This window comes from Micromonospora sp. R77 (genome assembly GCF_022747945.1).
Classification (GTDB): Bacteria; Actinomycetota; Actinomycetes; order Mycobacteriales; family Micromonosporaceae; genus Micromonospora.
In genome coordinates this window covers 6100400-6125012 of sequence record NZ_JALDST010000001.1, presented here as the reverse complement: position 1 = coordinate 6125012, position 24613 = coordinate 6100400, and the positions used below count along the sequence as shown (strand labels likewise).

At 70.5% G+C, this 24613-nt stretch carries 19 protein-coding genes; 7 read left to right on the top strand and 12 right to left on the bottom strand.

The annotated features are described in order from the left end of the window. Positions 1-12: 12 nt before the first annotated feature. On the bottom strand, positions 13-774 hold the full coding sequence (locus tag MRQ36_RS28380) for an SDR family NAD(P)-dependent oxidoreductase (protein ID WP_242799817.1): 762 nt from the start codon (positions 772-774) through the stop codon (positions 13-15). A 101-nt stretch (positions 775-875) separates the two neighbouring features. Here MRQ36_RS28380 and MRQ36_RS28375 point away from each other — a divergent pair, with 101 nt between their 5' ends. Next, entirely contained in the window at positions 876-1745 is an 870-nt protein-coding gene (locus MRQ36_RS28375; protein WP_242799816.1) for a helix-turn-helix transcriptional regulator, read from the top strand. Between the two features lie 104 nt (positions 1746-1849). Here MRQ36_RS28375 and MRQ36_RS28370 read toward each other — a convergent pair whose 3' ends face one another. The 7 genes from MRQ36_RS28370 to MRQ36_RS28340 all read right to left on the bottom strand — a co-directional run bounded on the left by MRQ36_RS28370 (position 1850) and on the right by MRQ36_RS28340 (position 8471). Then, positions 1850-2374, bottom strand: coding sequence for a gluconokinase (locus MRQ36_RS28370; RefSeq protein ID WP_242799815.1), 525 nt, complete (start codon positions 2372-2374; stop codon positions 1850-1852). A gap of 86 nt (positions 2375-2460) precedes the next feature. Next, positions 2461-3321 carry a sugar phosphate isomerase/epimerase gene (locus MRQ36_RS28365; protein ID WP_242799814.1) on the bottom strand — a complete coding sequence of 287 codons (861 nt, stop codon included), beginning with the start codon at positions 3319-3321 and terminating at the stop codon, positions 2461-2463. Continuing rightward, complete coding sequence (locus MRQ36_RS28360) at positions 3318-4493, bottom strand: Gfo/Idh/MocA family protein (RefSeq protein ID WP_242799813.1); 1176 nt, start codon at positions 4491-4493, stop codon at positions 3318-3320. The genes MRQ36_RS28365 and MRQ36_RS28360 overlap by 4 nt, the downstream gene beginning before the upstream one ends. Then, positions 4490-5323, bottom strand: coding sequence for a sugar phosphate isomerase/epimerase (locus MRQ36_RS28355; protein WP_242799812.1), 834 nt, complete (start codon positions 5321-5323; stop codon positions 4490-4492). The genes MRQ36_RS28360 and MRQ36_RS28355 overlap by 4 nt, the downstream gene beginning before the upstream one ends. Continuing rightward, positions 5320-6174, bottom strand: a complete 855-nt coding sequence (locus tag MRQ36_RS28350) for a carbohydrate ABC transporter permease (RefSeq protein ID WP_242799811.1) — start codon at positions 6172-6174, stop codon at positions 5320-5322. Before MRQ36_RS28350 ends, MRQ36_RS28355 begins: the two co-directional genes overlap by 4 nt. Beyond that, complete coding sequence (locus tag MRQ36_RS28345; protein WP_242799810.1) at positions 6171-7148, bottom strand: carbohydrate ABC transporter permease; 978 nt, start codon at positions 7146-7148, stop codon at positions 6171-6173. Before MRQ36_RS28345 ends, MRQ36_RS28350 begins: the two co-directional genes overlap by 4 nt. Continuing rightward, positions 7149-8471 (bottom strand): extracellular solute-binding protein, encoded by a 1323-nt coding sequence (locus MRQ36_RS28340; RefSeq protein ID WP_242799809.1) that lies wholly within the window; start codon positions 8469-8471, stop codon positions 7149-7151. It abuts the gene before it with no gap. A gap of 138 nt (positions 8472-8609) precedes the next feature. Between MRQ36_RS28340 and MRQ36_RS28335 the strand changes: the two genes are divergently transcribed. Further along, positions 8610-9734, top strand: coding sequence for a LacI family DNA-binding transcriptional regulator (locus MRQ36_RS28335; RefSeq protein WP_242799808.1), 1125 nt, complete (start codon positions 8610-8612; stop codon positions 9732-9734). Here the strand turns inward: MRQ36_RS28335 and manD are convergent. From manD to uxaC, 3 genes are read right to left on the bottom strand one after another with little or no spacing between them, the layout of a single operon-like run. Beyond that, complete coding sequence (gene manD, locus MRQ36_RS28330) at positions 9690-10934, bottom strand: D-mannonate dehydratase ManD (RefSeq protein WP_242799807.1); 1245 nt, start codon at positions 10932-10934, stop codon at positions 9690-9692. The two genes, MRQ36_RS28335 and manD, sit on opposite strands and share 45 nt — an antisense overlap. A 10-nt stretch (positions 10935-10944) precedes the next feature. Further along, positions 10945-12267 carry a mannitol dehydrogenase family protein gene (locus MRQ36_RS28325; RefSeq protein WP_242799806.1) on the bottom strand — a complete coding sequence of 441 codons (1323 nt, stop codon included), beginning with the start codon at positions 12265-12267 and terminating at the stop codon, positions 10945-10947. Continuing rightward, entirely contained in the window at positions 12264-13724 is a 1461-nt protein-coding gene (gene uxaC / locus MRQ36_RS28320) for a glucuronate isomerase (RefSeq protein WP_242799805.1), read from the bottom strand. Before uxaC ends, MRQ36_RS28325 begins: the two co-directional genes overlap by 4 nt. Positions 13725-14027: 303 nt before the next feature. Between uxaC and MRQ36_RS28315 the strand changes: the two genes are divergently transcribed. The 5 genes from MRQ36_RS28315 (at position 14028) to MRQ36_RS28295 (ending at position 22985) form a co-directional block, all read left to right on the top strand. Continuing rightward, the gene (locus MRQ36_RS28315) at positions 14028-15626 is read left to right on the top strand and encodes an endo-1,4-beta-xylanase (protein ID WP_242799804.1); all 1599 of its coding nucleotides are present in this window, start codon (positions 14028-14030) and stop codon (positions 15624-15626) included. Positions 15627-15862: 236 nt separating this feature from the next. Further along, the gene (locus tag MRQ36_RS28310; RefSeq protein ID WP_242799803.1) at positions 15863-16831 is read left to right on the top strand and encodes a LacI family DNA-binding transcriptional regulator; all 969 of its coding nucleotides are present in this window, start codon (positions 15863-15865) and stop codon (positions 16829-16831) included. 157 nt (positions 16832-16988) lie between these two features. After that, positions 16989-18014, top strand: coding sequence for a LacI family DNA-binding transcriptional regulator (locus MRQ36_RS28305; protein WP_242799802.1), 1026 nt, complete (start codon positions 16989-16991; stop codon positions 18012-18014). Positions 18015-18371: 357 nt separating this feature from the next. Continuing rightward, positions 18372-20642, top strand: a complete 2271-nt coding sequence (locus MRQ36_RS28300; RefSeq protein WP_242799801.1) for a malectin domain-containing carbohydrate-binding protein — start codon at positions 18372-18374, stop codon at positions 20640-20642. Positions 20643-20888: 246 nt separating this feature from the next. Then, entirely contained in the window at positions 20889-22985 is a 2097-nt protein-coding gene (locus tag MRQ36_RS28295; RefSeq protein ID WP_242799800.1) for a cellulase family glycosylhydrolase, read from the top strand. 147 nt (positions 22986-23132) lie between these two features. On the opposite strand, the gene MRQ36_RS28290 is transcribed toward MRQ36_RS28295, so the two are convergent. After that, the gene (locus MRQ36_RS28290; protein WP_242799799.1) at positions 23133-24425 is read right to left on the bottom strand and encodes a GAF domain-containing protein; all 1293 of its coding nucleotides are present in this window, start codon (positions 24423-24425) and stop codon (positions 23133-23135) included. Positions 24426-24613: the final 188 nt, after the last annotated feature.

Sequence of the window (24613 nt, the reverse complement as noted above, 5' to 3'; positions counted from 1 at the left end):
GTGCGGCTGGGCTCAACCGGTACGGGTCGCCGTGATGCCTCCGTCGACGGCGATCTCCGCGCCGTGGAGGTAGCCGGCGTGGTCCGAGAGCAACCAGGCCACCGCGTCGGCGATTTCCTCGGGGGTTCCGGGGCGTCCGGCGGGGGTGCCGGCGGTCATCTGAGCGATGACGTCGCCGTCGGCTGCGTTGATCGGGGTACGCGTTGCCCCCGGGGAGACGGTGTTGACCCGCACGCCGCGGGGACCGAACTCCGCGGCCCAGCTGCGGGCGAGCTGAATCTCGGCGGCCTTGGTCGCGGAGTACAGCCCGACGAAGGGGTGCCCGACGTGGGCCATCCAGGAGCCGATGACGACGATCGCGCCGTGGCCGCGTGCGGCCATCATCGGGGCCAGCGCGGCAGTCAGCACATGAGGGGCGCGGACGTTCACCGCGAGGGTGGCCTCCAGATCGGTGTCGGTGAGGCTCACCGTGTCGACGGCTGGGCACAGAGCGGCGTTGTGGACCACCGCGTCCAGTCGCCCACCGGCGGCCTCGGTGGCGGCGCGGGCGAAGTCCCGCAGCACCTCCGATGGGCTGGTCAGGTCGGACGGGACGAACACCGCGTGTCCGCCGTTGTCCTCGATGTCGGCGACGACGGCGGTGCCGCGGTGCTGATCGCGGCCGGTGACGACGACGCGCCATCCCTGAGCGGCCAGGGTCCGGGCGGTGGCGGCGCCGATGCCGCTGGTGGAGCCGGTGATCAGGACGGTGCGGGTCTGCTCGGAGGAGGTCATGGTTCCCACCTCACCGTGGACGCGCAGCACGCACCAGGGCCCGTCGTGCCTGGTCACGCCATGACCAGGTTCGCGCTGTGGGGTGCTCCTACACTGGGCGGGTGCCTGCTGACCGTGCTGCCCTGGGGGCGTTCCTGCGGTCTCGGCGTGACCGCCTGACCCCTGCCCAGGCGGGAATCGAGGCCTTCCCCGGCCCGCGGCGGGTGCCGGGTCTGCGCAAGGAGGAACTCGCCGTGCTCGCCGGGTTGAGCCCGGACCACTACAGCCGTCTGGAGCAGGGACGCCAGCACACCGTCACCGATGAGGTGGTGCAGGCGTTGTCGCGGGCGCTGCAGTTGGACGAGATCGAACGCGCCCACCTGCGGGATCTGGCTGCTCCGACCTCGCGCCGGCGGTGGGCGGGACCGGAGGTCGCTCAGCGGCCCGACCCGGGGATGCTGCGCCTGATGGGGGTGCTCGACCACGTGCCGGTGCTGCTGCTGGGGCGCCGCTCGGAGGTGCTGGCGCGTAACGGGCTGTTGAGCGCGGTGCTGGGGACTGCTCTGGAGCCGGGGTCGTCGCTCGCGCGGTGGCTGTTCCTTGATGCCGACGCGCGGGTGCGGATCGTGAACTGGGCAGATTTCGCCGCCGCCGCGGTGGGGGCGCTGCGCTACGAGACGGGACGCCACCCGGACGACCGTCGACTCGCCGACCTGGTGCGGGAGCTGCGCCGCAGCGATCCCGACGTCGCGCGGTGGTGGGACGACCAGAGGGTCACCTTCCGGACCTCGGTGACCAAGCACCTGGCCCACCCGACGGCCGGACCGCTCAGCTTCGGCATCGAGTTCGTCGTCGGGCCGCACGATCCGGAGCAACGCCTGATCGTCTACACCGTCGAACCCGACTCCCCCACGGCGCGGCTGCTGCCCATGCTGGCCAGCTGGACAACCGATCCGGACAAGGCACACAGAGCGAACGGAACAACCACCTAGCCGAACCACCCAACCCGGAGACCCTGCCCCGTGGAGGTCAAGACCCGGCCTCGCGCCGGCACACCGCAGAGGCGTACTCCCTGTTTGCAGCCGAACCGGGAGCGTCACACCACCGCACCGCCGGCACCGGGCGGACTGGGGGCGACGGCCGCGACGATCGCCAGCACCTGCTCCTGCACCGTGGTCCGCTCGCCGACCAGCACCCGTACGGTCGGCTCACCGGGGTGCGGTGGCTCGAGGGCGGCAAGCTGGCTCGCCAGCAGCGACGCGGGCATGAAGTGGCCGGGCCGGTTCGCGACCCGGTACGCCAGGACGGCCTGCGGCACGTCCAGGAACGCGAACACCACTTCGGGGCGCCCGGCCGCAAGCCGACCCCGGTAGACCCGCCGCAGTGCCGAGCAGGCGATCACGCCGCCTTGACCGGCGGCCCGCCACTGGTCGATCAGCGTGCCGATCGCGTCCAGCCACGGCCACCGGTCGGCGTCGGTCAGTGGCCGGCCGGCCGACATCTTCGCCACGTTCTCCTGCGGATGGAAGGCGTCCCCGTCCGCGAACGGCAGACCGAGAGCCTCCGCGACCGCCGTGCCGACGACCGACTTGCCGCTGCCGGAGACGCCCGTAAGGATCACGACCCGGGGCCTGGCGTGGACCGGGTCGAGTCCGGCCCGGTCCACACGGGCAGTGGCAGCGGGTCGCGGACCCACCGGCCCGGTCCTCACGCCCCGCGCCCGCTGCTCCGCCGATCGAGTTCTCGCAGGTAGGACAGGTTGTCCCGGGTTCGCTCGGCGAGCGGCGTCACGGTGGAGAAGTCCTCCACGGTCACCCATCCGTCGTACCCGAACCGGCGCAGCGCAACCAGGTACGCCTCGATGTCCGCCTGCCCCTCGCGCAGCGGCACCCACTCGGCCGACCAGCGCGGGCCGCCGTCCGGCCGGGTGCCGGTCACCATCCAGGCGACGTTCTTGACGTGGACGTGGGCGAGGTACGGGCCGAGCAGTTGGAAGGCTGCCAGCGGATCCTCGAAGCCCTCGATCGTGAGGTTGCCGATGTCGTGGATGACGCCGACATGTTGCGGGTCGAGCCCGTCGAGCAGCCGCATGGCCGCCGATGCGGACGCGGCGATGGTCCCGTGGTGCAGCTCGACCAGGGCGGTTACCCCGTACTCGGCGGCCCGGTCGGCGACCCGGGCCAGGTCCCGACGGGTGGCGTCCATCAGTTCCCGGTAGTCGCCGCTGGCCAGGGCCGGCATGGTGACCCGTACCCGTTCGGCGCCGAGCGTGGCGGTCGCGGCGAGCATGCGTTCGACGTTGGCATGGTCCGACGCCGGCACGTACCCGCCGAGCCCGGACATCGCCAGCCCGGCGGTGCGGGTGATCTCCGCGATCCGGAGCAGCTCGTACTCCAGGCCGGTGAGGGGGAAGGTGGCCCGGTTGCCGGCCCAGAAGCCGGGCGGCTCGGCCGTCTGCTGGTCGGTGATCCGCCATTCGACGCCGTCCCAGCCCTGCGCCGCGAGCTGCGCGACCGTCTCCTCGGGGGTCCAGTCCGGGGTGGAGGCGGTGAAGACCGAGTACCTCATCGCGCTGCCCGCGCCGGAACGAGGGCCGCCACGGTGGCCGACTTCTCCAGCTCGACGAGGACATCGTCGAAGTCACCGTCGAGCACCGCCCGGATGCGCACCGGCCGGTGCAGGTGGGCGGAGAGGTAGACCGCCTTCACCACGGCGACGTCGAGCAGCGCGTCGGCCGCGGTGACGCCGGGACGCCGGCCGGCGGTAATCGCGTCGACCGTGTCCTGGTACTGCCTCAGATGCCCGATGACGAACGCGTCGTCCGGCTTGACCGCGCCGCGCAGCTCCGACGGCGCAACGGCGTCGGCGGACTGGTCGGCCGCGTGGGCGTAGGCCGAGGCGTCCGGGCCGTCGGCCACGTGCAGGTATTCCAGCTGGTCGTCGTGGAGCACCGCAGAGCCCTGCGAGCCGTGCACCTGCAGCCGCACACCGAGGCTCGGGTACGCCGCGGTCGTGGCGTGCAGCACGGCCAGTGCGCCGTTGGTGAACCGGACCGTCGCCGCGGCCACATCCTCGACCTCGATGCCGTCGTGGGCGAGCGCCCCGGCGTAGGCGAACACCTCCTCGGGCTCGCCGAGCAGCCAGAGCAGCAGGTCGACGGTGTGCACGCCCTGGTTCATGGTGGCGCCGCCGCCGTCCTGTTCCCAGGTTCCGCGCCAGCCCGCCGAGTCGTAGTACCGCTGGCCTCGCCACCAGGGGACGCTGGCGACCGCAGAGGTGATCCGGCCGAAGTCACCGGCCCGCACCCTGGTGGCGACCGCGACGCTCGCCGGGTCGAACCGGTGCTGGCAGACCACCGCGCAGAGCTGACCGGCCGCCTCGGCGCGGGCGGCGACGTCGGCGATCCGGCGCGCGGCCGGCAGGGAGGCGTCGAGCGGCTTCTCAATGAGCACGTGCGCGCCCGCCGCCAGCGCCTCCGCGGCGAGATCGGCGTGCGATCCGCTGGGCGTGCAGATCGCGACGAGGTCCGCCGCCACGGCGCCGAGCGCATCGCCCAGCGACCCGAAGCGTTCCGGCGTCGGGGCGCCCTGGTCGGTGATCCAGCCGGCGAGCTCGTCGTTGGCCCGCTGGTCCGGGTCGGCGAGCGCGGCGATCCGCAGACCGGGGTGGCGCAGGATCGCGTCCGCGTGGGTGCGGGCGATGACGCCACTGCCCGCGATGACGACGCTAAGTCCGGTCATTGCAGTCGTACTCCTATCGAGGTGGTGAGGTTCGCGAAGGCACGTGCCGCCCGGCCGAACTCCGCCGGTCCGGAGAACCCGCCGAGTTCGTGCTGGCTGGCGAGGTGTGGTTCGAGGGAGGCGAAGCCGGTGTAGCCGTCGTCGCGCAGCGCCGTAAGCGTCCGGACCAGCTGACCGTCGCCGTGGCCGGCGGGCACGACCTCACCGGTCGCCATGACCGCGTCCTTGACCTGGAGGTATTCCAGATGCGGGCGCAGCAGGGCGTAGCCGTCGTCGTACGGCCGCACGCCGACCTGCACGAAGTTGGCGTTGTCCCAGGCGACGCGCAGTGCCGGCGAGCCGACCGACTCGACGATGTCGGCGACCCGCTGCGGCACGTCCCCGTAGATGTCCTTCTCGTTCTCGTGCACCAGCACGACGTCGGCGCTCTCGGCGAGGTCCGCGAAGGCGCGCATCCGGGTCAACACAGCGTCGCGGATCTCGGCCGCGGTCACCTCCGCCGGCCGGTAGAACGAAAAGATCCGGATGTACCGGCAGCCCAACCGGTGCGCGGCGGCCACGGCGGCGCGTAGCCGCACCAGTTCCCCACCGTCCTCGGTCGTCACGTCGACCTTGCCGACCGGCGAGGCGATCGCCGAGACCGCCATGTCACGCCCGTTGATCGCGCCGGCCAGAGCGTCGAGTTGCTCGTCGCTCAGGTCCACGACGTTGGTACGCCACGCGCTGCGTACCTCGATGTGGCGGGCGCCGAGGGCGCTGAGCACCGCGAGCTGCACGGCCGGGTCCGGATCGATCTCGTCCCCGAATCCGGTCAGGGTCCATGCCGTCACTTGACGCCTCCCGCGGTGAGGCCGCCGACGATGTAGCGCTGGAATCCGAGGTAGAGGGTGACGACGGGAAGCGCGCAGATGAGCGCGGCCGCCATCGCCTGCCCGTACGGCGGGACGGCGCCGCCCTCCTGCGCCGAGCCGAAGACCTGGAGCACTACGGCCGCTGTCCGGGTGTCGACGTTGGTCATGACGGAGGCGAACAGCACGTCGTTCCAGCCGAGCAGGAAGGCGAAGATGGCGGCGACGACCAGGCCAGGCCAGCTCAGCGGGATGACGATCCGGGTCAGGATCTGCCAGGTACCGGCGCCGTCGATCCGCGCCGCCTCCATGAGTTCGCCGGGCAGCCCCCGCAGGTAGGTGACCATGATCCAGGTCGAGAACGGCAGCCCGAAGGTGAGGTAGGTGACGAACAGCGACCAGCGGGTGCCGATGGTCGCCACACCCAGCGTGTTGCCGATGGTCGCGAAGAGCACGAAGACGGGCAGGAGCAGCAGGGTCCCGGGAATCGACTGCATGCCGAGCAGTGCGCGCAGGATCGTACGCCGACCCCGGAAGGTGTACCGCACCAGCACGTACGCCGAGAAGACCGCGACCACCGCGCAGGCCACGGCGACCGAGCCGGCGACGATCAGGCTGTTGGCCAGCCCTCTGGCGAGCGGAACCGTCGACCAGATCCGGTCGTAGTTGGTGAAGGTGACCTGCTCCGGCCAGAAACCGCCGGCGGCGACGGCCAGGTCGGAGTTGACTGAGGCCAGGAAGACGTAGCTGACCGGGGCGGCGATGCTGGCCAGCAGGATCACTGTCAGTGCGACGTGGAGCGGGCGCGGCAGCAGCCGCTGCACCGTGGTCATGCCGAAGCCTCCTCGGTGTCGAGTTTGACCGTACGCAGGTAGACCAGCAGCGGGACCAGGATCAGCACCAGCGAGATCACGGCCATCGCCGCGCTCAGGCCGAATCGCAGGTTCTGGAAACTCTCCACGTAGGTCAGCACGGGCAGCACCTCCACGTCCTGCGGAGCCGGCACGCCGAACATCACGAACGGCAGCGTGAAGCTGTTGAACATGTGCAGCAGCGAGATGATCAGGGCGAGCGAGATCGGGCCGCGCAGCAGCGGGAGGACGACGTACCGCAGTTTCGCCGCCCACTCCGCGCCGTCGAGCGCGGCGGCCTCGTGCAGGCTGCCGTCGATGCCCTGCAGCCCGGAGAGCGCGAGCAGGTAGATCAGTGGCCAGGACGACCAGGTCTGGACGAGGATCAGGGCGAGGTAGCTCTTCGGCCCGTTGAGCCAGAGCCCGCCATCGATGCCGAGTTGGGCGAGGCCGTGGTTGGCGACGCCGTCGGGTTGCAGGATGATCCGCCAGATGATGCCGACGACGAAGGCGGGCAGCACGTACGGGATGAGGTACAGCGACCGGACGACGGCCCGGCCACGGTAGGGCAGGTGCGTGGTGAGCGCGGCGGCCACCCCCAGCGGCAGCGCGAGGAGCGTCGCGACGACCGCCGCGGAGCCGCTCACCCACACCGCGTGCAGCAGGCTCGTACCGGCCAGCGCCTGGGCGTAGTTGCCCAGGCCGATGAACGGCGCGGAGAGCCACTGCCGGAACGAGTACTGGTCCAGGTCGAGCAGCGACATGATGATCGCAACGGTGAACGGCACCACGATGACGGCCACGGTGAGCAGGCCACCCGGCGCGAGCAGCCACAGGGCGCCAGCGGCACCGGCGGTGGAGCGGGGACGGCGGCGCGGTGCCCGGGGGGCCACCCCGGGCCGGCGGAGATCGCCGGTGCCCGGGGCGCCCGTGGTGACGGGATCAGTGACCGTCATCTACTTCGCCTTGTCGAGTGCGGCCTGCGCGTCGGACTGGGCCTTGGCGAGCAGGGCATCGAGGGCCTTGGCGTCGACCTTGCCGGCGGCGAGGTTCGGCACCGACTGGACGACGACGTTGACCATGGCGAGCTGCACCTGGCTCCAGCCGCCGTGGAACGGTGTGCCGTGTGCCTTGGACGCGGATTCCACGGAGGCCGCCAGCGTGGGGTCGGTGGCGAGCTTCGTCGCCAGTTCGGCGTTCGTGGGCAGCTCACCGAAGGTCTTGTAGTAGATCTCCTGCGACTCGGCGCTGGTCAGCATGTTCACCAGGCGCAGCGCCAGGTCCTTGTTCTTGCTGTACTTGGCGATCACCAGGTTGTCCCCGGAGAGGATGCTGGTGGCACCTACCCCGCCGGTCGGCAGGGTGGTGGCGCCCGGCGGGATCGTCGGCATGAGCGCGTAGCCGTACTTCCCGGCGACTGCGGACTTGTCGAGGCTGACCCGCGACGTCGCGGAGACCATCGGCATGAAGGCGGCCTTGCCGGCGCCGAACGCGGCGAGCGCTTGGGCGTTCTTCCAGCCGGTCGCGGCCGGGTCGACGACCTTGTCGGTGGCCAGCCAGCCGAGGTAGGTCTGGTACGCCTTGACCGTGGCGGGATCGGTCAACTGCGCCTTGCCGTCCTTGACGAGCGGGTTGCCGGCCTGCACGCTCATCGCCCAGACGAACTTCCATGGGTCGAAGGTGTCCCCGTAGCCGATCGCCATGCCGTACCGGCCGGGCTTGGTCAGCTTCTTGGCCTGCTGGAGCAGCCCGTCCCAGCTGTCGGCGGGCTTGTCGATGCCCGCGGCGGCGAGCATCTCCTTGTTGTAGGCCATGACGAACGGCCGGCTGGTGAACGGGATCCCGACCTCGTGCTCGGCGTCGGGTCCGGAGATGCCCAGGGTCGAGGGCAGGAATCGGTCCCGACCGCCGATCTTGCTCCATTCGTCGGCGGTGAGGTTGACGAAGGCGCCGGTCGAGTAGGCGGTCGGCGTGAAGGTGGTGCCCAGCGAGTAGATGTCGGGTCCCTGACCGGACAGCATGGACGTCTGGATCTTGGTGAGTTCGTCGGTGGGGCTGGCGAAGGTCTCGAAGTTCACCTTCGCCCCGGTCAGCTTCTCGAACTTCGCCGAGACGTCGGCGAACCACGCCTGCTGCTCGGTGGCGTAGATGGCGTTGGCTCCGACGAGCATGTTGATTGCCTTGGGGCCGTCTCCGGCGGAATCGGAGCCGCAGGCGGTGAGGGGGATGCCGACGGCGGCAACCAGTGTTGCCGCGACGATGGTGCGGAGGGCTCTCATCTGCGTTCCTTACGTGGTGGGGGCGCTGGTGGAAAGGCCTAGGCGATGCGGAAGGTGCAGCGTGGGAGGGAACGTAACAACCGCAAAACCCGGCGGCAATCGCTTGCCATATGTTGCCAACGGTGGTCTGCTTGCCGCATGACCACCGATCGCCCGGCCGACACCGCCGACAATGGCGTCGACCCGCCGTCGCCCCGCGGGGACAGCCGCGTGACGATCAACGACATCGCGGCGCTGACCGGCGTCGCCGCCTCCACGGTGTCGCGGGCGCTGAGCCGCCCGGAACGGGTCAGCCGGGTCACCCGGGAACGCATCCAGGCCGCCGCCCGCCAGATGAACTACGTGCCCAACACCCAGGCACGGGCGCTCTCCTCAGGCCGGACCGGAACCGTCGCCGTCCTCGTCTCCGACGTGACGAACCCGTTCTACTTCGGAATCATCCGCGGCACGCAGCACCAGCTACGCGCGGCCGGCTACGCCCAACTGCTCGTCGACACCGAGGAGTCGCCGGAACTGGAGAGCCACCTGCTGGGCAAGGTGCGCCGGTCGGTCGACGGCGTGGTCCTGGCCGCCTCCCGCCTGCCCGAGGAGACGCTCAGCGTCATCGCCGCCGAGATGCCGGTCATCACCATCAACCGCAACGTCCCCGGGGTACGCAGCGTCGTCATCGACAGTCCCGACGGCGTCGCCCAGGCCACCGAACACCTGGTCTCGCTGGGCCACCAGCAGATCGTCTACGTCGGCGGGCCGCCGAACTCGTGGGCCAACGAGGCGCGCTGGCGGGCGATGCGCAACGCGATGGCCCGGCACGGCCTGACGGCGGTCCGGATCGGCCCGTTCGGGTCGGCCCGCGCATCCGGCACGGCGGCCGCGGACGCGCTGCTAAACACCGGCGCGACCGGATGCATCGCGTTCAACGACCTGATCGCGATCGGCATCCTCGACCGGCTGGCCGAACGCGGCGTCGACGTCCCAGGGGAAATCAGCGTGGTGGGCTGCGACGACATCTTCGGCGCCGACTTCTGCAACCCGCCGCTGACCACCCTCACGGCACCGATCGAGCGGGCCGGCCGGGTCGCCGTGTCGATGCTGCTGGAGCACCTGGACAGCCCGGCACGCAAAGGCGCCCGCCCCGCCGTCATCCTGCCGACCCACCTGACCGTCCGGCAGTCCAGCGGCCGGGCGACGCACCGCCGCCCGGCCGCCCCGCAGCCGGTCTCACCAGTCGTGCAGCGAACCGTCCAGCAGCCGGTTGACCGGTAGGTACGCCTGCTCGTACGGGTGGGCGCCGGCGACCTCGTCGTCGTAGCCCACCCCGAGTCCCGGCTCGTCGCCCGGAATCAGCAGGCCGTCGGTGAACCGGTACGTCGGCCGGAACACCTCGTCGGTGCGGCGGTCGTGCTTCATGTACTCCTGGATGCCGAAATTGTGCAACGCGATGCCCAGATGCAGTGCGGCGGCGAGCCCGACCGGGGAGACGTCGGTCGGCCCGTGGACGCCCGACTTGATCTGGTAGACCGCCGCGTAGTCCATGATCCGGCGCAGCCCGGTCACTCCCCCGGCGTGGGTGATCGGAGAACGGACGTAGTCGATGAGCTGGTTCTCGATCAGTTTCCGGTAATCCCAAATGGTGTTGAACACCTCGCCGATCGCCAACGGTGTGGTGGTGTGCTGGCGGACCAGACGCAGCGCGTCCTGGTTCTCCGCCGGGGTCACATCCTCCAGCCAGAACAGGTCGTACGGTTCGAGGGACCTGCCGAGCTTCGCCGCCTGTATCGGGGTGAGCCGGTGGTGTGCGTCGTGCAGCAGCGGCAGCTCCGGGCCGAACTCGTTGCGGACCGCCTCGAAGACTGCGGGAGCATGTCGCAGGTAGGCCCGGGTGTCCCACTGTTCCTCGACGGGCAGCGCGCCGCGTCGGGCCGGCTCGTGGTCGTACCGGGTCGACTCCCCCGCACCCCTGGCCGCATTGGCGCTGGAGGCGACACCGTAGACGGAATCGAGGCCGGGGATGCCGGTCTGGATCCGGATCGCCCGGTAGCCCTCGGCCAGATGGGCGCGGACCGAGTCGAACAGCTCCGGCAACTCCTTGCCCGAGGCGTGACCGTAGGCCAGGCACCCGGCCCGGCTCCGGCCGCCGAGCAGCTGGTAGAGCGGCAGACCTGCGATCTTCGCCTTGATGTCCCACAGCGCGGTGTCGACCGCGGCGATGGCCGCCATGGTGATCGGTCCGCGGCGCCAGTAGGCCCCCCGGTACAGGTATTGCCAGGTGTCCTCGACCTGCTGCTCGTCCCGGCCGATCAGCAGCGGGACGACATGCTCGGTCAGGTACGCGGCGACGGCGAGTTCCCGGCCGTTGACGGTGGCGTCGCCGAGCCCGGTGACGCCGTCGGAGGTGGTGATCCGCAAAGTCACGAAGTTCCGGCCGGGGCTGGTGACGAGTACCTCGGCGAAGGCGATGGTCATGATGGTCGTCCTATCGGTGGCGGCGGTGATGGCGTACGGCGTCAACGAAGGCCCGGTCGTCGGCGAGCGCCGGCGAGAGCACGGCGACCTGCGCTGCGGTGTCCCGGCCGGTGCCCGGCGGCGCAGCGCCGAGCCGTGCGCCCGGAGTACGGGTGAAGTCGATCCAGGCCGCGACGATCCGGGCGGCGACCTCCGCCGACAGCCCGGCCCGACGACGCAGCAGCGCCGGCTCGGCCACCCGCAGTCGCAGCTTGTGCAGGCCGTCCTCGGCGATCTGGGTCAGCTGGTGGGCGATCGCTGTGTTGCCGAACCGGCTCATCAGGTCGCGCCGGTAGCCCGCCACGTCACCCGCGGCGCCGTCGAGCAGCGGCTCCACCTCGTCCCACCAGCACCGCGTCAGCTCCGCCAGGCGAGGGTCCGCGATCGCCTGGGCCACCGTCCGGTGTCCGGCCGCGATCCCGGTGTATGCCAGCAGCGAGTGAGCGCCGTTGAGCAGCCAGAGTTTCCGGCGCTCCCACGGTGCGAGCGTGGTGACGAAGCGCGCCCCCGCGCGTTCCCAGGCGGGGCGGCCGGCCGGAAAGTCGCCGGCGAGCACCCAGTCGCGGAACGGTTCGGTGACCACCGGCGCGCGGTCGGCGAACCCGGTCGCGTCGCGGACGGCCGCCCGGTCCGCCTCGGTGGTGCGTGGCGTGATGCGGTCGACGCTGGTGTCTACGAAGGTGACCGAGGACTCGATCCACTCCGTCAGCCGGGCGTACTCCGTACCCGGCAGCGACGCGGATAGCGTCAGGAGCGCGCGGCGCAGCACCTGGCCGTTGCCGGTGACGTTGTCGCACGGGACGACCGCGAGCGGGCCGGCGTCCGCGTGGAGCCGCTCCCGCAGGCCGAGCAGCAGGCGACCCGGGGCGGTGGCGGGGCCGCACCCGCCGTCCGGTGCGGTGAGGGCTGCCCGGTCGGCGGCGACCGCCGGCCGGTCCAGGTCGAGCACGCCGCCGGCGCCCAGGTGGTATCCCGCCTCGGTCACGGTCAGCGTGACGATGCCGGTGTGCGGATCGGACATGGCCGACCGGAGGGCGTCGAGGTCCGCGCCGTCGTACGCCCCGGTCATCGCGGTGACCAGGGTGTAGTGGTCGCCGCGATCGCTCCGCTCGACGAGCGTGTAGCGGCAGTCCTGCGCCCGCAGCAGCTCGGCCGCGTCCGGGCGTCGTCCGGTGAACGCGGTGACGGACCACTGTTCCGCGTCCTCCCGGCCCGCGACCGCCCCGGTCCACCAGCACTGATGGGCGCGATGGAAGTTGCCCAGTCCGAGATGGACGACCCGCCGTGCGGTCATGCGCCGGGCCGGCTGGGCAGCTTGAAGACGCGGCGCGGGGTGGCGTCGACCAGGTCGACGATGATCCCGGCGGCCTGCGACTGCGTGATGCGATGCTCGGTGACCAGCCGGGCGAGGACTCCCGCCTCCACCCGCCGGGCCGCGTCGTGGCGCACCGGGATGGACAGGAACGCCCGGGTGTCGTCGACGAACCCCGACGAGCGACTGAAACCGGCCGTCTCGGTGACCGCCTCACGGAACCTGCGGATCGCGTACGGGCTGTCCAGGAACCACCAGGGCGCGCCGAGGTACACCGACGGGTAGAAGCCGGCGAGCGGCGCCAACTCCCGGGAGAACGTCGTCTCGTCGGTGGTGAACAGCACCAGGTGGAACCCGGGTTCGGTGCCGAACCGGGACAGCAGGGGCCGCAGTGCCGCGGTGAAGTCGGTACGGACTGGGATGTCGTGGCCGGTGTCCGGCCCGTACCGGGCGAAGGTCTCCGGGTGGTGGTTGCGGTGGATGCCGGGGTGGAGGGTCATCACCAGCCCGTCGTCGACCGACATCCGGGCCATCTCCACGAGCATGTGCTGCTCGAACGCCGCCACGTCGGCCGGGTCACGTTCGGCGACCGGGGTGGCCCGGAGCCGGTCGAAGAGCTCCCGCGCCGGCACCGGATCCAGGTCCAGCGTCTCGGGTGTGGCGACACCGTGGTCGGCGGAGACCGCGCCGTGCGCGACGAAGTGTGCCCGTCGGTTGGCCAGCGCGGTGAGGTAGCCGACGTACCCGGTGTGCCCGTCGCCGGCGACGGCGATCAGCTCGTCAACGGCCGCGGACCAGGCGGGGGCGCCGGCGGCCAGGTAGCGGTCCGGCCGGAAGGTGGGGATCACCCGACCGCCGAGCGGCGCGTCGGGCCCGCCGGACCGGTCCTCGGCCGCGGCGAGCCGGGCGTGGGTGTCGAGTGGGTCGAGGGGGTCGTCCGTCGTCGCCAGCACCTCGATGCCGAAGCGACGGAACAGGCTGCGGGGCCGGTGGTCCGGGCGCGCCAACACCGCGCCGATGTCGTCGAAGAGTGCGTCGGCGTGCTTCTCCGACGGCTGGCCGACGCCGAGGACGTGGTGCAGCTCGCTGGCGATCCAGTAGCCGGAGGCGGTGCCGGCGAAGGCCGGCCACCCGGCGCAGAAGGCCCGCCAGACGTCCCGTGGGGAAGTGTCCTCCGACGGCCGCAGCCGGTCCAGTCCGACGCCGTTTGCGTGCAACAGTCGGGTGACGTAGTGGTCTGGCGTGACGAGCAACGTCGCGGCGTCGGTGAAGGAGACGTCGTCGGCCAGCAGCCGTGGCTCCACATGGCCGTGTGGCGACAGGATCGGCGCCTTCTCCACCAGCGCGAACAGCTCCCGGGCAACGGCTCGGGTGGTCGGATCAGCCGGGAACAGCCGATCCGGGTCGGCAACCGCGGGCAGGTCGTGGTGCGTCGTCACAGCGAGGTTCCTCCCGCAGGGGTGTGTCACTCAGGCGAAGCTAGTGAGCCCGCCAGGGCTGAGGCAACCGTTTGCCATTGTTTGCCGTCGGCCGGCGAAGAACCGGCCACCGGGTCCGCGGCGGGATCCGTGGCAAACGCGCGGCAAACCCGTGCACTCCCTTGCCCGGCCAGGTGGCTGGTGCTTGACTAGCGCCCCAGAAACCGGTTTCTGGAATCGGAGGAATCAATGTCTTTAGTTCGGCGAAGAATCCCCGCAGTAGGGGTCCTCGTTCTGGCGATGGCGCTGGCGGCACCCTCAGTCGTGGCCCATGCCGAGACAACCGCCGACAACGTCGTCGTCAACGACACGTTCGAGGACGGCACCGCAACGGGTTGGGCCTCCGCCGCGGGCGTCGAGACCATCGCGGTCAGCACCGCCCAGGCGCGCACCGGCACGAAGAGCCTGCTGGTCACCGGCCGCACCGCCACGTACATGGGTGCCGGTCGCACCCTCACCGGCACCGTCAAGCCCGGCGAGCGCTACCGCGTCTCGGTCTGGCTGCGGCTGGCCGCCGGCGAGGGTTCCGGCCGCCTCAACACGACCTCGATCACCGACGGCAGCCAGTACGCCAGCCTCGGCTCGGCGTTGGTGAACGACGCCGGCTGGACCGAGGTCGCCGCGACGGTCGCCCTTCCGCCGTCCTTCACGAGCTACCGGTTCAAGATTGAGGGCGACGCGGGGCTCGACTTCTACGTCGACGACGTGACGGTGACCCAGCTCCCGCCGCCGCCTCCCGTGCAGCAGGACATCCCGAGCCTCAAGGACGTCTACCAGGGCCAGTTCCTCATCGGCGCGGCGGTGAAGACCCCCCACCTCACCGGTCAGGTCTCCGAGGTGCTCGGCAAGCACTTCAACTCGATCACCGCCGAGTACCAGATGAAGTGGGCCAACATCCAACCCACCGAGGGTCACTTCACCTGGGCCGACTCCGACCGCCTGGTCGCGTACGCCAAGGCCAACGGCATGACGGTGCGTGGCCACACCTTCGTCTGGCACCAGGGCGTGCCCGGCTGGCTCTTCAACCACCCCGTGACCGGCGCGCCGCTCACCAACAGCCCGGCCGACCAGCAGATCCTCCTGAACCGGATGAAGACCCACATCACGACGGTCATGCAGCGCTATGGCGACGACATCCCGATCTGGGACATCGTCAACGAAGCCATCGACACGAAGCAGGCCGACGGCTACCGGCACTCCCGCTGGTACGAGATCCTCGGCCCCGACTACATCGCGAAGGCATTCGAGTACGCCCATGCCGCCGTACCCACGGCGAAGCTCTACTACAACGACTACGAGACCGAGTTCGCCTTCAAGGCCGGCCCCGTCCACGACATGCTCAAGGACCTCATCGCCCGCGGGGTCCCGGTGAGCGGCATCGGCCACCAGATGCACCTGACCATGTTCAACCCCACCATCGAGGAGGTCGACGACAGCCTCAACCGGTTCTCCGACCTGGGCATCGACCAGGCCATCACCGAACTCGACGTCGGCGTGAGCTCCCGTGACCTGGCACTGCCTTCGGTGAGCAACGAGCTGCTCGTCCAGCAGGGCTACTACTACAAGAGGCTGTTCGAGGTCTTCTCCGCGCACGCCGACGACCTGGTGTCGGTCACGACGTGGGGCATCTACGACACCCAGACCTGGTTGCGCAACTGGCCGATGAAGCGGGCCGAGGCACCGCTGTTCTTCGACGACAACCTGCAGGCCAAGCCGGCGTACTGGGGCGTCGTCGATCCCACCCGGCTCGCCAAGGAGCCCAAGATCAAACTCTGGGACCAGTGCAAGAACGGCGGCTGGGTGTACTTCGTCGAGAAGTACACCAACGAGGGCGAGTGCGTGGCGGCGAACGCACCGCGCTGACCCGCGTACGTGGTGACGGACCGGCCGCCGGGAAGCTGGCTTCCCGGCGGCCGGCTCGTCCCCGTGGACGGGTGCGCCACTACGATGGAGGACGCCGAACGCGTCCCGCGACCCCCGGCTCACCCGTCCGAGGAGATGCCATCGACGCCTCCCACGCACCCACGGCGCCCAGCCCGTCGGGCCACCGTGGGCCGCCGTCACGCCGACGCCACAGCGGTCGGGCGACGATCGGCGCGGTGGCGAAGGAGGCGGGCGTCTCCCGCGCCACCGTCTCCCGGGTGATGAACGGGCTACCCACGGTCGACCCGGAGCTGGCGGAACGGGTCCGGGTCGCGGCCGCCGCACTCGGGTACGAACCCGACGGAACCGCCCAGAGCCTCGCGCTAGGCCGCACCGGCGTGGTCGGGATCATCGTGCCCGACCTCGGCAACCCGGTGTTCCAAGCGGTACTGCGCGGCCTGAGTTCGGCGGCGGGCGAGCGCGACTACCGGGTGCTCATCGCCGACAGCCACGAACAGGCCGAGGAGGAGCCAATCCTCGCCCGGGAAATCCGGCGTCGCTCGGACGGCCTGGTGCTCTGCGCCCCCCGGATGCCCGACGAGGTGCTCCGGCAGGTCGCCGCCGCACGCACTCCGGTCGTGCTGCTCAATCGACGGCTCGACGGCCTCGACGTCCCCACCGTGTCGGTCGACCACGCGCACGGCATGCGCGCGATCGCCGCGCACCTCGCCGGGCTCGGCCACCGTCAGGTCGCCTACCTGAGCGGGCCGGCGAACAGCGCGGCGAACCGGGTGCGGCTCGAGACCCTACGGGCCGCCGGCACCGGCCGCTTCGACCTGCATCGGGTCGCCGGCGGCGCGCACTTCGAAGACGGCCACGCCGCCGTGGAACACCTCCTCGCCACCGGCGCCACCGCTGTCGTAGGCTACAACGACCTGGTCGCGTATGGCGCCCTGGCGCGCATGGCCGAACTCGGCATCTCGGTGCCGGAGGAGGTCAGCGTCACGGGCTTCGACGACATCCCCTTCGCCCGGTACGCGAACCCGCCGCTCACGACGGTCGCCATCCCGCTCGATGAGCTGGGGCGGCAGGCCTGGAACCGACTGTGGTCGCACCTCGCGGGCGAGGAGCCGTCGCCGGACGTCCAGTTCACCCCGGAGGTGGTGATCCGGCACAGCACCGGTCCGGCACCGATCAGGCGCTGACGCCAGCCGGGGCCGGGCCAGGCTGGACGGGACGAGGCACGGCGGCAGGTGGACGGCCACCCGCGTCGCGTCCGGGCTAAGCTGTTTCGCAGCTACGGAGCGCTACCTTAAGCGATGAGCAGCCCGGCGCGGAGCCGCAGAGAGGTACCAACGGTTCATGGAGACGCCCCCGCCGAGACGGCCGACGCTCGCCGAGGTCGCCGAGCGGGCCGGCGTGTCCCGTTCCGCGGCGTCCCGGGTCATCAACAACGCCCAGTACGTGAGCGGCGCCAAGCGCAAGGCCGTCGAGCGCGCCGTCCGCGAGCTGGGGTACGTGCCCAACCCGACCGCCCGCGCGCTGGCCACCCGCAAGGTCGGCGCAGTCGTCCTCGCGGTGTCCCACGACGATCCGGCAGCCCTCGCCGATCCCTTCTACGTGCAGGTCATGGTGGGGGTCAGTGGCGCCCTGGAGAAGTCCGAGGTAGAGCTCATGCTCGTGCTCGCCGACTCACAGCAGGGGCAGAAGCGGCTGCAGCGGGTGCTGCGCTCGGGCCGGACGGACGGCGTCATGATCGTGGCGGTACGGGGCGACGACCTGCTCAGCCGACTCGGTGGGCACACCGACGTCCCGGTCGTCTACTGTGGCCGGCCGCTCGGCACCGAGCCGCGCTGGTACGTGGACGCCGACAACCGGGGTGGCGCCCGCCTGGCCACCGAGCACCTGATCAAGGCGGGCCGCCGTCACGTCGCCACCATCACCGGACCGTCCGACACCGAGGTGGCCGTCGTACGCCACAGCGGGTTCCGGGAGGCCATGGCGGTCGCCGGGATGGACCCCGGCATGGCGGAGGCGGGCGACTTCAGCGAGGAGAGCGGCGCCGCGGCGATGACCCGGTTGCTCGCCAGGTACCCGCACCTCGACGGGGTCTTCGCCGCCTCGGACAACATGGCCGCCGGAGCGCTGCGCGCCCTCAAGGCACACGGCCGGTCGGTCCCCGCAGACGTGGCGATCGTCGGGTTCGACGACCTGATGATCGCTCGGCACACCGATCCCGCGCTGACCACCGTCCACCAGCCGATCCGGCAGCTGGGCCACGAGATGGCCAGGATGCTGCTCGGCATCATCGACGGTGAGGATCCCAGCCCGCTCATCCTGCCCACGCGTCTGGTGGTCCGCGGCTCCGCGCCAGCCATCGTGGACTGACCGGCCGTACCGCGACGCCCCGGACGCCTTACGTCCCCTCGGCACGCCACGTCTGGAAGCGGTCCCAGTTTTCTCACCCGGAGTACCCAGCTCGAAGCATCGTCGGCACGCCAGCTGCGGCAGTACCGCGCGCGCTGGGCAGCTATCAGTGGGGACGAGCCACCTGGGTTCGCCGTTCAGAAAAATCTGGAAGCGCTCCCAGGTTTTCCTTGACTTGACCCGCACACATCGAAGAGTCTTTACGCGTCCCGATGCTCACGCTCTCGGCGGCACTCCACTCAGGCCGGTCCAACGGCAGCGGGATCAACCGACACCACCCTGTCTTCCTCAGTGATCGGAGGTCCCGCCATGGGTTGCATGTCCCTGGTGGACGTACGACAACGCACCGGGAAGGTCGTCGCGGTCATTGCCGCCCTGACGACCGTCCTCGCCCTCCTCGGCGGCTACCGCCTGTCCGACGCCAACGCCGCGGCAGGCCAAGCGGTGTTGAGCGTGAACGCCGGCGGCCCGGCGTCGGGAACGTTCGCCACCGACGCCTACTTCACCAGCGGAACCGTGGCCACCCACCCCAACGTGATCGACGTGTCCGGTGTGCCGGGTGCCGCACCGACGGCGGTGTACCAGACCGAACGGTACGGGCCGTCCACCTACACGCTTCCCGGGTTGACCTCGCAGGCGGCGTACACGGTCCGCCTGCACTTCGCCGAGACATACTTCACCGCGGCCGGTCAGCGGCAGTTCAACGCGGCCGTCAACGGCCAGCAGGTACTGACGAACTTCGACATCGTCGGCGCGGCCGGCGCCGCGAACAAGGCGGTGGTCCGGGAGTTCCCTGCCACCGCGTCCGCCGCCGGTCAGATCGTCGTCGCCTTCACCAACGGCGCGGCGAACAACGCGACGATCGACGGCATCGAGGTCGTGCCCGCCGCGCCGGCCACCGTGCGGGTCGAGGCGGGTGGCACGGCCGCCTACACCGACACCGCCGGCAACGTGTGGGCCGCGGACAGCGGGTTCACCGGCGGCGCGATCGCCGACCGGGGCAACATCGCCATCGCCGGAACCAGCAACCCGCGCATCTTCCAGACCGAGCGGTACGGCATGAGCGGCTACGCGGTCGGCGTACCCAACGGCGCCTACACGGTCAACCTTCTCTTCGCCGAGACATACACCGGCATCACCGCCGCCGGGCAACGGGTGTTCAACGTCGACGTCGAGGGCACCGCGATCAACAACATCGACATCTTCGCCGCCGTCGGCCGCAACGCGGCACTCACCCGTACCGCCACCGTCACGGTGACCGACGGGCAGCTCAACATCGGCTTCACCGCCGTCGCACAGAGCGCCCTGGTCAACGGCATCGAGATCATCGGCGGCGGCGCGAACCCGTCACCGACCACCACGTCGCCCAGCCCGAACCCCACCGGCCCTGGACCGCAGGGCCCGGCCATCAGCCCGCTGCTGGTCGGCAACAACGTCTGGTACAACCCCAGCGACGCGGTCTGGAACGTCAGCGGCGGCGCCGGCCTGAAGATCATCCGGATCGGCGGGATCGAGTACGACCAGAACTTCCCCTCCACCGCACAACTCACCACCTGGGTCAACAAGATCAAGGCAATGGGCGCCGAGCCCATGATCCAGGTCTCCTCCTACAAGAGCGCGACCGACGCCGCCAACGTGGTCAGGTACTTCAACCAGCAGACCGGCAACAAGGTCAAGTACTGGAACATCGGCAACGAGCCGTGGCTCGAGCGGGGCCGCCCCGACCAGAGCGCCGTCGCCGTCACCATCGCCAACTACATCAAGCCCATCTCCTCGGCGATGAAGGCCGTCGACCCGACCATCAAGATCTTCGGCCCGGACGAGTGCGACTGGCTGGACACCGAGTACAACAGCCTGCTCGGCGGGGCCGCCGACATCACCGGCAAGGACGCTAACGGCAACTACTACATCGACGGCGTCTCCTGGCACCGCTACGTCGGCGGCGACCTCGCCACGACCGGCGCCAACGACTTCCTCGACCGGGCCAAGAAGGCCCGTGCGCGGGTCGACTACGCCAACCAGCTGCACGGACGTACCGGTGCCGCCGCGCTGCAGTGGGGCATCGGTGAGTTCAACGCCTCGGACGGCAGCGGCGTCTGCCAGTTCGCCAACGGCCAGATGTTCGCCCAGATCTACGGCTACGTCATGAAGTACGGCGGCACCTACGCCACCACCTGGTCCATGCAGGAGGGCGGCGGCGCCTGCGGCGGCACCGACTTCGGCTTCGTCAGCGGGAACCTGACGCCGCGGTCCAGCTACTACCACATGCAAATGGTGTCGAAGAACTTCTCCGGAACATACGTCGACGGCACGTCCAACGTCAGCGCGCTGCGCACCTACGGCGCGGTCGACACGGACAAGATCGCGGTCATGCTAATCAACGTCGGCGGGGCCCAGACCTGCACCGTGCGGCTCAACAACGACGCCGTGAGCGGCGGCTGCACGGTGAACATCGGGGCGAACACGCCAATCACCTTCACCCAGGCGATCGGCGCGCAGACCTCGATGGTCCTGGTCTTCAACCGACAGGGCCAGTTCGTCAAGCGGATCACCTACGGCAACGGCATGGGCGCGCCGCAGACCTCCTGAACCCGCCGATCGACAGCCCTCACCTGAACGTTCCTGGGGGTGCCGCTGCCCTCGGCACCCCCAGGAACACCCCCACGGACCGCGAGTCCGTCACGACGTTTCATCCGGTCGAACCAATGGAGGTACGCCGTGCGGCGTAAGTACGGGCTACGGACAAGAAGCCTCGGCGCGGCTCTCCTCGCGCTGGCCCTGACGGTGACGGGTCTGGTCACGCCACGCGCGACCGCCGCCGCGGCCGGTCAAGCGGTGTTGAGTGTGAACGCCGGCGGTGCGGCATCGGGAGCGTTCGTCGCCGACGCCTACTTCACCGGCGGCACGGCCGCCACACACGCCAATCCCATCGACGTGTCGGGGGTCAACACTCCGGCCCCGACGGCGGTGTACCAGACCGAGCGCTACGGGGCGTTCAGCTACACGCTTCCCGGGCTGGCGGCGGGCGGGGCGTACACGCTGCGGCTGCACTTCGCCGAGACGTACTTCACCACCGCTGGCCAGCGGCAGTTCAACACGTCGGTCAACGGCCAGCAGGTGCTGACGAACTTCGACATCGTCGGTGCGGCCGGCGGGGCGAACAAGGCACTGGTACGGGATTTCCCGGCGACCGCGACCGGTGGCGGTCAGATCGTGGTCGCCTTCACCAACGGCGCGGCCAACAACGCGAAGGTGGACGGCATCGAGGTGGTCCCGGCGGGCACGCCGCCGCCGACGGTGGTGCGGGTCGAGGCGGGCGGCACCTCCGCGTTCACCGACACGAACGGCGACGTGTGGGCGGCGGACAACGGATTCACCGGCGGCGCGACAGTGGACCGAGGTGCCGTCGCCATCGCGAACACCACCAACCCGCGGATCTTCCAGACCGAGCGGTACGGCATGAGCGCTTACACGTTCGCGGTGCCCAACGGCACGTACACGGTCAAGCTGCTGTTCGCCGAGACCTACGCCGGCATCACCGGCGCCGGTCAGCGGGTGTTCAACGTCGACGTCGAGGGCACCGCTATGAACAACATCGACATCTACGCCGCCGTCGGCCCCGACGCCGCCCTGACCCGTACCGCGACGGTCACCGTCGCCGACGGACGGCTCGACATCGGCTTCACCGCGGTGGCCCAGACCCCGCTGCTCAACGGCATCGAGATCACCGGCGGCGGCGCCCCGCCCCCGGCGCCGACCGCGCCGGGTGGACTCACCGCCACCGCGTCGGCCACCGCCGCCTCGGTGGCGCTGAACTGGACCGCGTCGAGCACCGCCGGGGTCATCTACCGGGTGTACCGGTCGACCAGCCCCGGCGTCACGGCGAGCGCCGCGAACCTCGTCACCTGCACGACGACCGCCGCGACCGGTTGCGTCGACGACACGGTCCGCGCCGCGACGAAGTACTACTACGTCGTCACCGCCGTCAACGGCACGAGCGAATCGGCCGCCTCCAACGAGGCGTCCGCCACCACCGCGACCGGCGCCCACCGGGTCGGGGTGGTCACCCAGTACGGGCAGCTCCGGGTGGCCGGCGCCAAGCTCGTCGACAAGTCCGGGACGCCCGTCCAGCTCAAGGGGATGAGCGCGCACCAGCTGCAGTTCTACCCGTGGACGACTGCCACGGTCGACAACCTCGTCACCCAGTACCACAACAGCCTGGTCCGGGCAGCCATGTACGTGGAGGAGGGCGGGTACGCCACCGACCCGGCCGGCATGAAGGCCAAGGTGAGGACCATCGTCGACGCCGCGATCGCCAACGACGTCTACGTGATCGTCGACTGGCACCTGGTGGGCGGCAACCCGTTGAACTGGACCGCCCAGGCCAAGGCCTTCTTCCAGGACATCTCTGTGACGTACCGCTCCACGCCGAACGTCATCTACGAGATCTACAACGAGCCGACCTCCGACTGGGGCAGCATCCGCGACTACGCCAACCAGGTCATCCCCGTCATCCGGGCCAACGCCCCGAACAGCGTCGTCGTGGTCGGCACTCCGAACTACGACTCGGCACCGCAGGACGCCTGGACCAACCCGCTGACCATCGGCAACGTGATGTACAGCCTGCACTTCTACTGCGGGCAGAACGGCGACGGCCAGCGCGGGAACGTCGCCGGGCTCATCGCCAAGGGGATGCCGGTCTTCGTCACCGAATGGGGCACCTCCGACTACACCGGCGACGGCGGCCCGTACCCCACCGAGGCGCAGAAGTGGCTCGACTTCATGACCACCAACAAGATCAGCTGGGCCAACTGGTCCCTCACCACCAAGAACGAAGGATCCGCCTTCCTCAAGCCGACCTCGTCGCTGAGCGGCCCGTGGACCGATAGCGACCTGTCGCCGGCCGGACTTTTCATGAGGACCAAGTTCTGAACCACCGTCCCCACGACGGAGCCGACGGCCGCACGGGCCGGCCGATCCTCGGATCGCCAGCCGTGCGGCCGTCGGCCAGGGCCGGTCCGCTCGACGAACGCGGCACCTCCTCGACCTGCCCGGCCTGCCGCCACCGGGTGCCGGACCCTAGCGGTTGAGGTAGGCGATCAGGCCGCCGAGTTCCTCGCTGGCGATGAACACCGACCGCACGTTGAGGATGGCTTCTTCGACATGGGCCGGGCAGCCCCACGCTGCGTCGCCCCACGAGTCGGCAACCTTGATCTCGGCCGCCGCGGTGCACCCGGGTTCGCCGCCGAGTTGGCAGCGCTCGGGACGCGGCGTGGTCGCCTGCGCGGCCGCCGCGGCACGTACTCGGGCGGTCAGTTCCGCCGCGGCGGCGGCGCGCTGCTCGGCCTCGGCGCGGAGCTTCTGCTCGGCGCGTACCGCCTTGGCCAGCTCGTCGTGGGCTGCTCTGGCGCGGGCTTCGGCGGCTGCCTTCTCCTGCTCGATGTGGTGACGTTCGATGGCCAGGGCGGCGGTGTCGGCGAAGACGCGAGTGAGAGCGAGGTCGTGGTCCTGCGGGACGCGGGGGGTGCGGTGGTACATGGCAAAGGTGCCCAGCAGGCTGCCGTCGCGGGCCAGGATCGGCGTGGACCAGCAGGCGGCCACGCCGGCCCGTTCGGCCAGGGTCCGGAACTCGTCCCAGAACGGATCGGTGGTGATGTCGGTGACGATGACCGGTTCCCGCCGGTGCGCGGCGGTGCCGCAGGACCCGACGCCCTCACCGGTGGCGATCCCGTCGATGGCCTCGTTGTAGAAGTCCGGGAGGCTGGGCGCGGCTCCGTGGCGCAGGTGCCGGCCGTCGGGATCGGCGAGCAGAACGGAGACGAGCACCTCCTGCGGTGCAAGGTTCTCGATACAGCGGGCCATCCCGTCGAGCACCTCGGTCAGGGGTGCCTGACGGGCGATCTGCTCCAGCAGGGCGCGATGTTCGGTCATCAGTCGCTGAGCGTGCTTGACCTGCGTGGTCTCCACGCCGATGACCCGGACGCCGGTGACGTTGCCGTCGGCGTCCCGGCGCGGCTCGTAGGTGAAGTCGAAGAACGCCTCCCGCGTGCGCGGGCCGCTGCCCAGCAGCACCCGGACGTCACGGCCGGTGTAGGGCTCTCCCTTCTCGTAGACCTGGTCGAGCAGGGTGACGAAGCCTTGGCCGGCCAGTTCGGGCATCAGGCCCACGAGCGGGACGCCGGTGCGAGCCCGTTCTTCACCGATGGTGGCGCGGAATGCCGGGTTTGCCGTCTCCAGCAGGTGCATCGGGCCCGAGAGCGACGCGAAGACGGCGGTGGACTGCCCGAACAGTGCCCGCAGATCGTCCTCTGCCGCTTCCCGGGCGGCCGCCGGATCCGCAGCAGTCGGCCGGTGACCTGAAACCGTCGTCATGGTGGTCCGCCTCTCGGTGCGGATGCGGAATGATGGATGGTGCGCCGGCTGGTGACCGTATCCGCACGCCGCAGGGGCTGCCTGAGGCCGCCCACGCAGCCTACCGACGCGACGATCCGGCCGCCAACGCCCACGGGGGCGAGGCACGATCGGACACGGAAGCCCGACGCGGCAGTCGACTCTCGGCC

Coding starts and splice junctions, on each gene's coding strand:
- MRQ36_RS28350 (WP_242799811.1), bottom strand. CDS start 6,174: ATGACCACGGTGCAGCGGCTGCTGCCGCGCCCGCTCCACGTCGCACTG.
- MRQ36_RS28335 (WP_242799808.1), top strand. CDS start 8,610: ATGACCACCGATCGCCCGGCCGACACCGCCGACAATGGCGTCGACCCG.
- MRQ36_RS28360 (WP_242799813.1), bottom strand. CDS start 4,493: ATGACCGGACTTAGCGTCGTCATCGCGGGCAGTGGCGTCATCGCCCGC.
- MRQ36_RS28305 (WP_242799802.1), top strand. CDS start 16,989: ATGGAGACGCCCCCGCCGAGACGGCCGACGCTCGCCGAGGTCGCCGAG.
- MRQ36_RS28300 (WP_242799801.1), top strand. CDS start 18,372: ATGTCCCTGGTGGACGTACGACAACGCACCGGGAAGGTCGTCGCGGTC.
- MRQ36_RS28380 (WP_242799817.1), bottom strand. CDS start 774: ATGACCTCCTCCGAGCAGACCCGCACCGTCCTGATCACCGGCTCCACC.
- MRQ36_RS28345 (WP_242799810.1), bottom strand. CDS start 7,148: ATGACGGTCACTGATCCCGTCACCACGGGCGCCCCGGGCACCGGCGAT.
- MRQ36_RS28365 (WP_242799814.1), bottom strand. CDS start 3,321: ATGAGGTACTCGGTCTTCACCGCCTCCACCCCGGACTGGACCCCCGAG.
- MRQ36_RS28325 (WP_242799806.1), bottom strand. CDS start 12,267: ATGACCGCACGGCGGGTCGTCCATCTCGGACTGGGCAACTTCCATCGC.
- MRQ36_RS28290 (WP_242799799.1), bottom strand. CDS start 24,425: ATGACGACGGTTTCAGGTCACCGGCCGACTGCTGCGGATCCGGCGGCC.
- manD (WP_242799807.1), bottom strand. CDS start 10,934: ATGACCATCGCCTTCGCCGAGGTACTCGTCACCAGCCCCGGCCGGAAC.
- MRQ36_RS28340 (WP_242799809.1), bottom strand. CDS start 8,471: ATGAGAGCCCTCCGCACCATCGTCGCGGCAACACTGGTTGCCGCCGTC.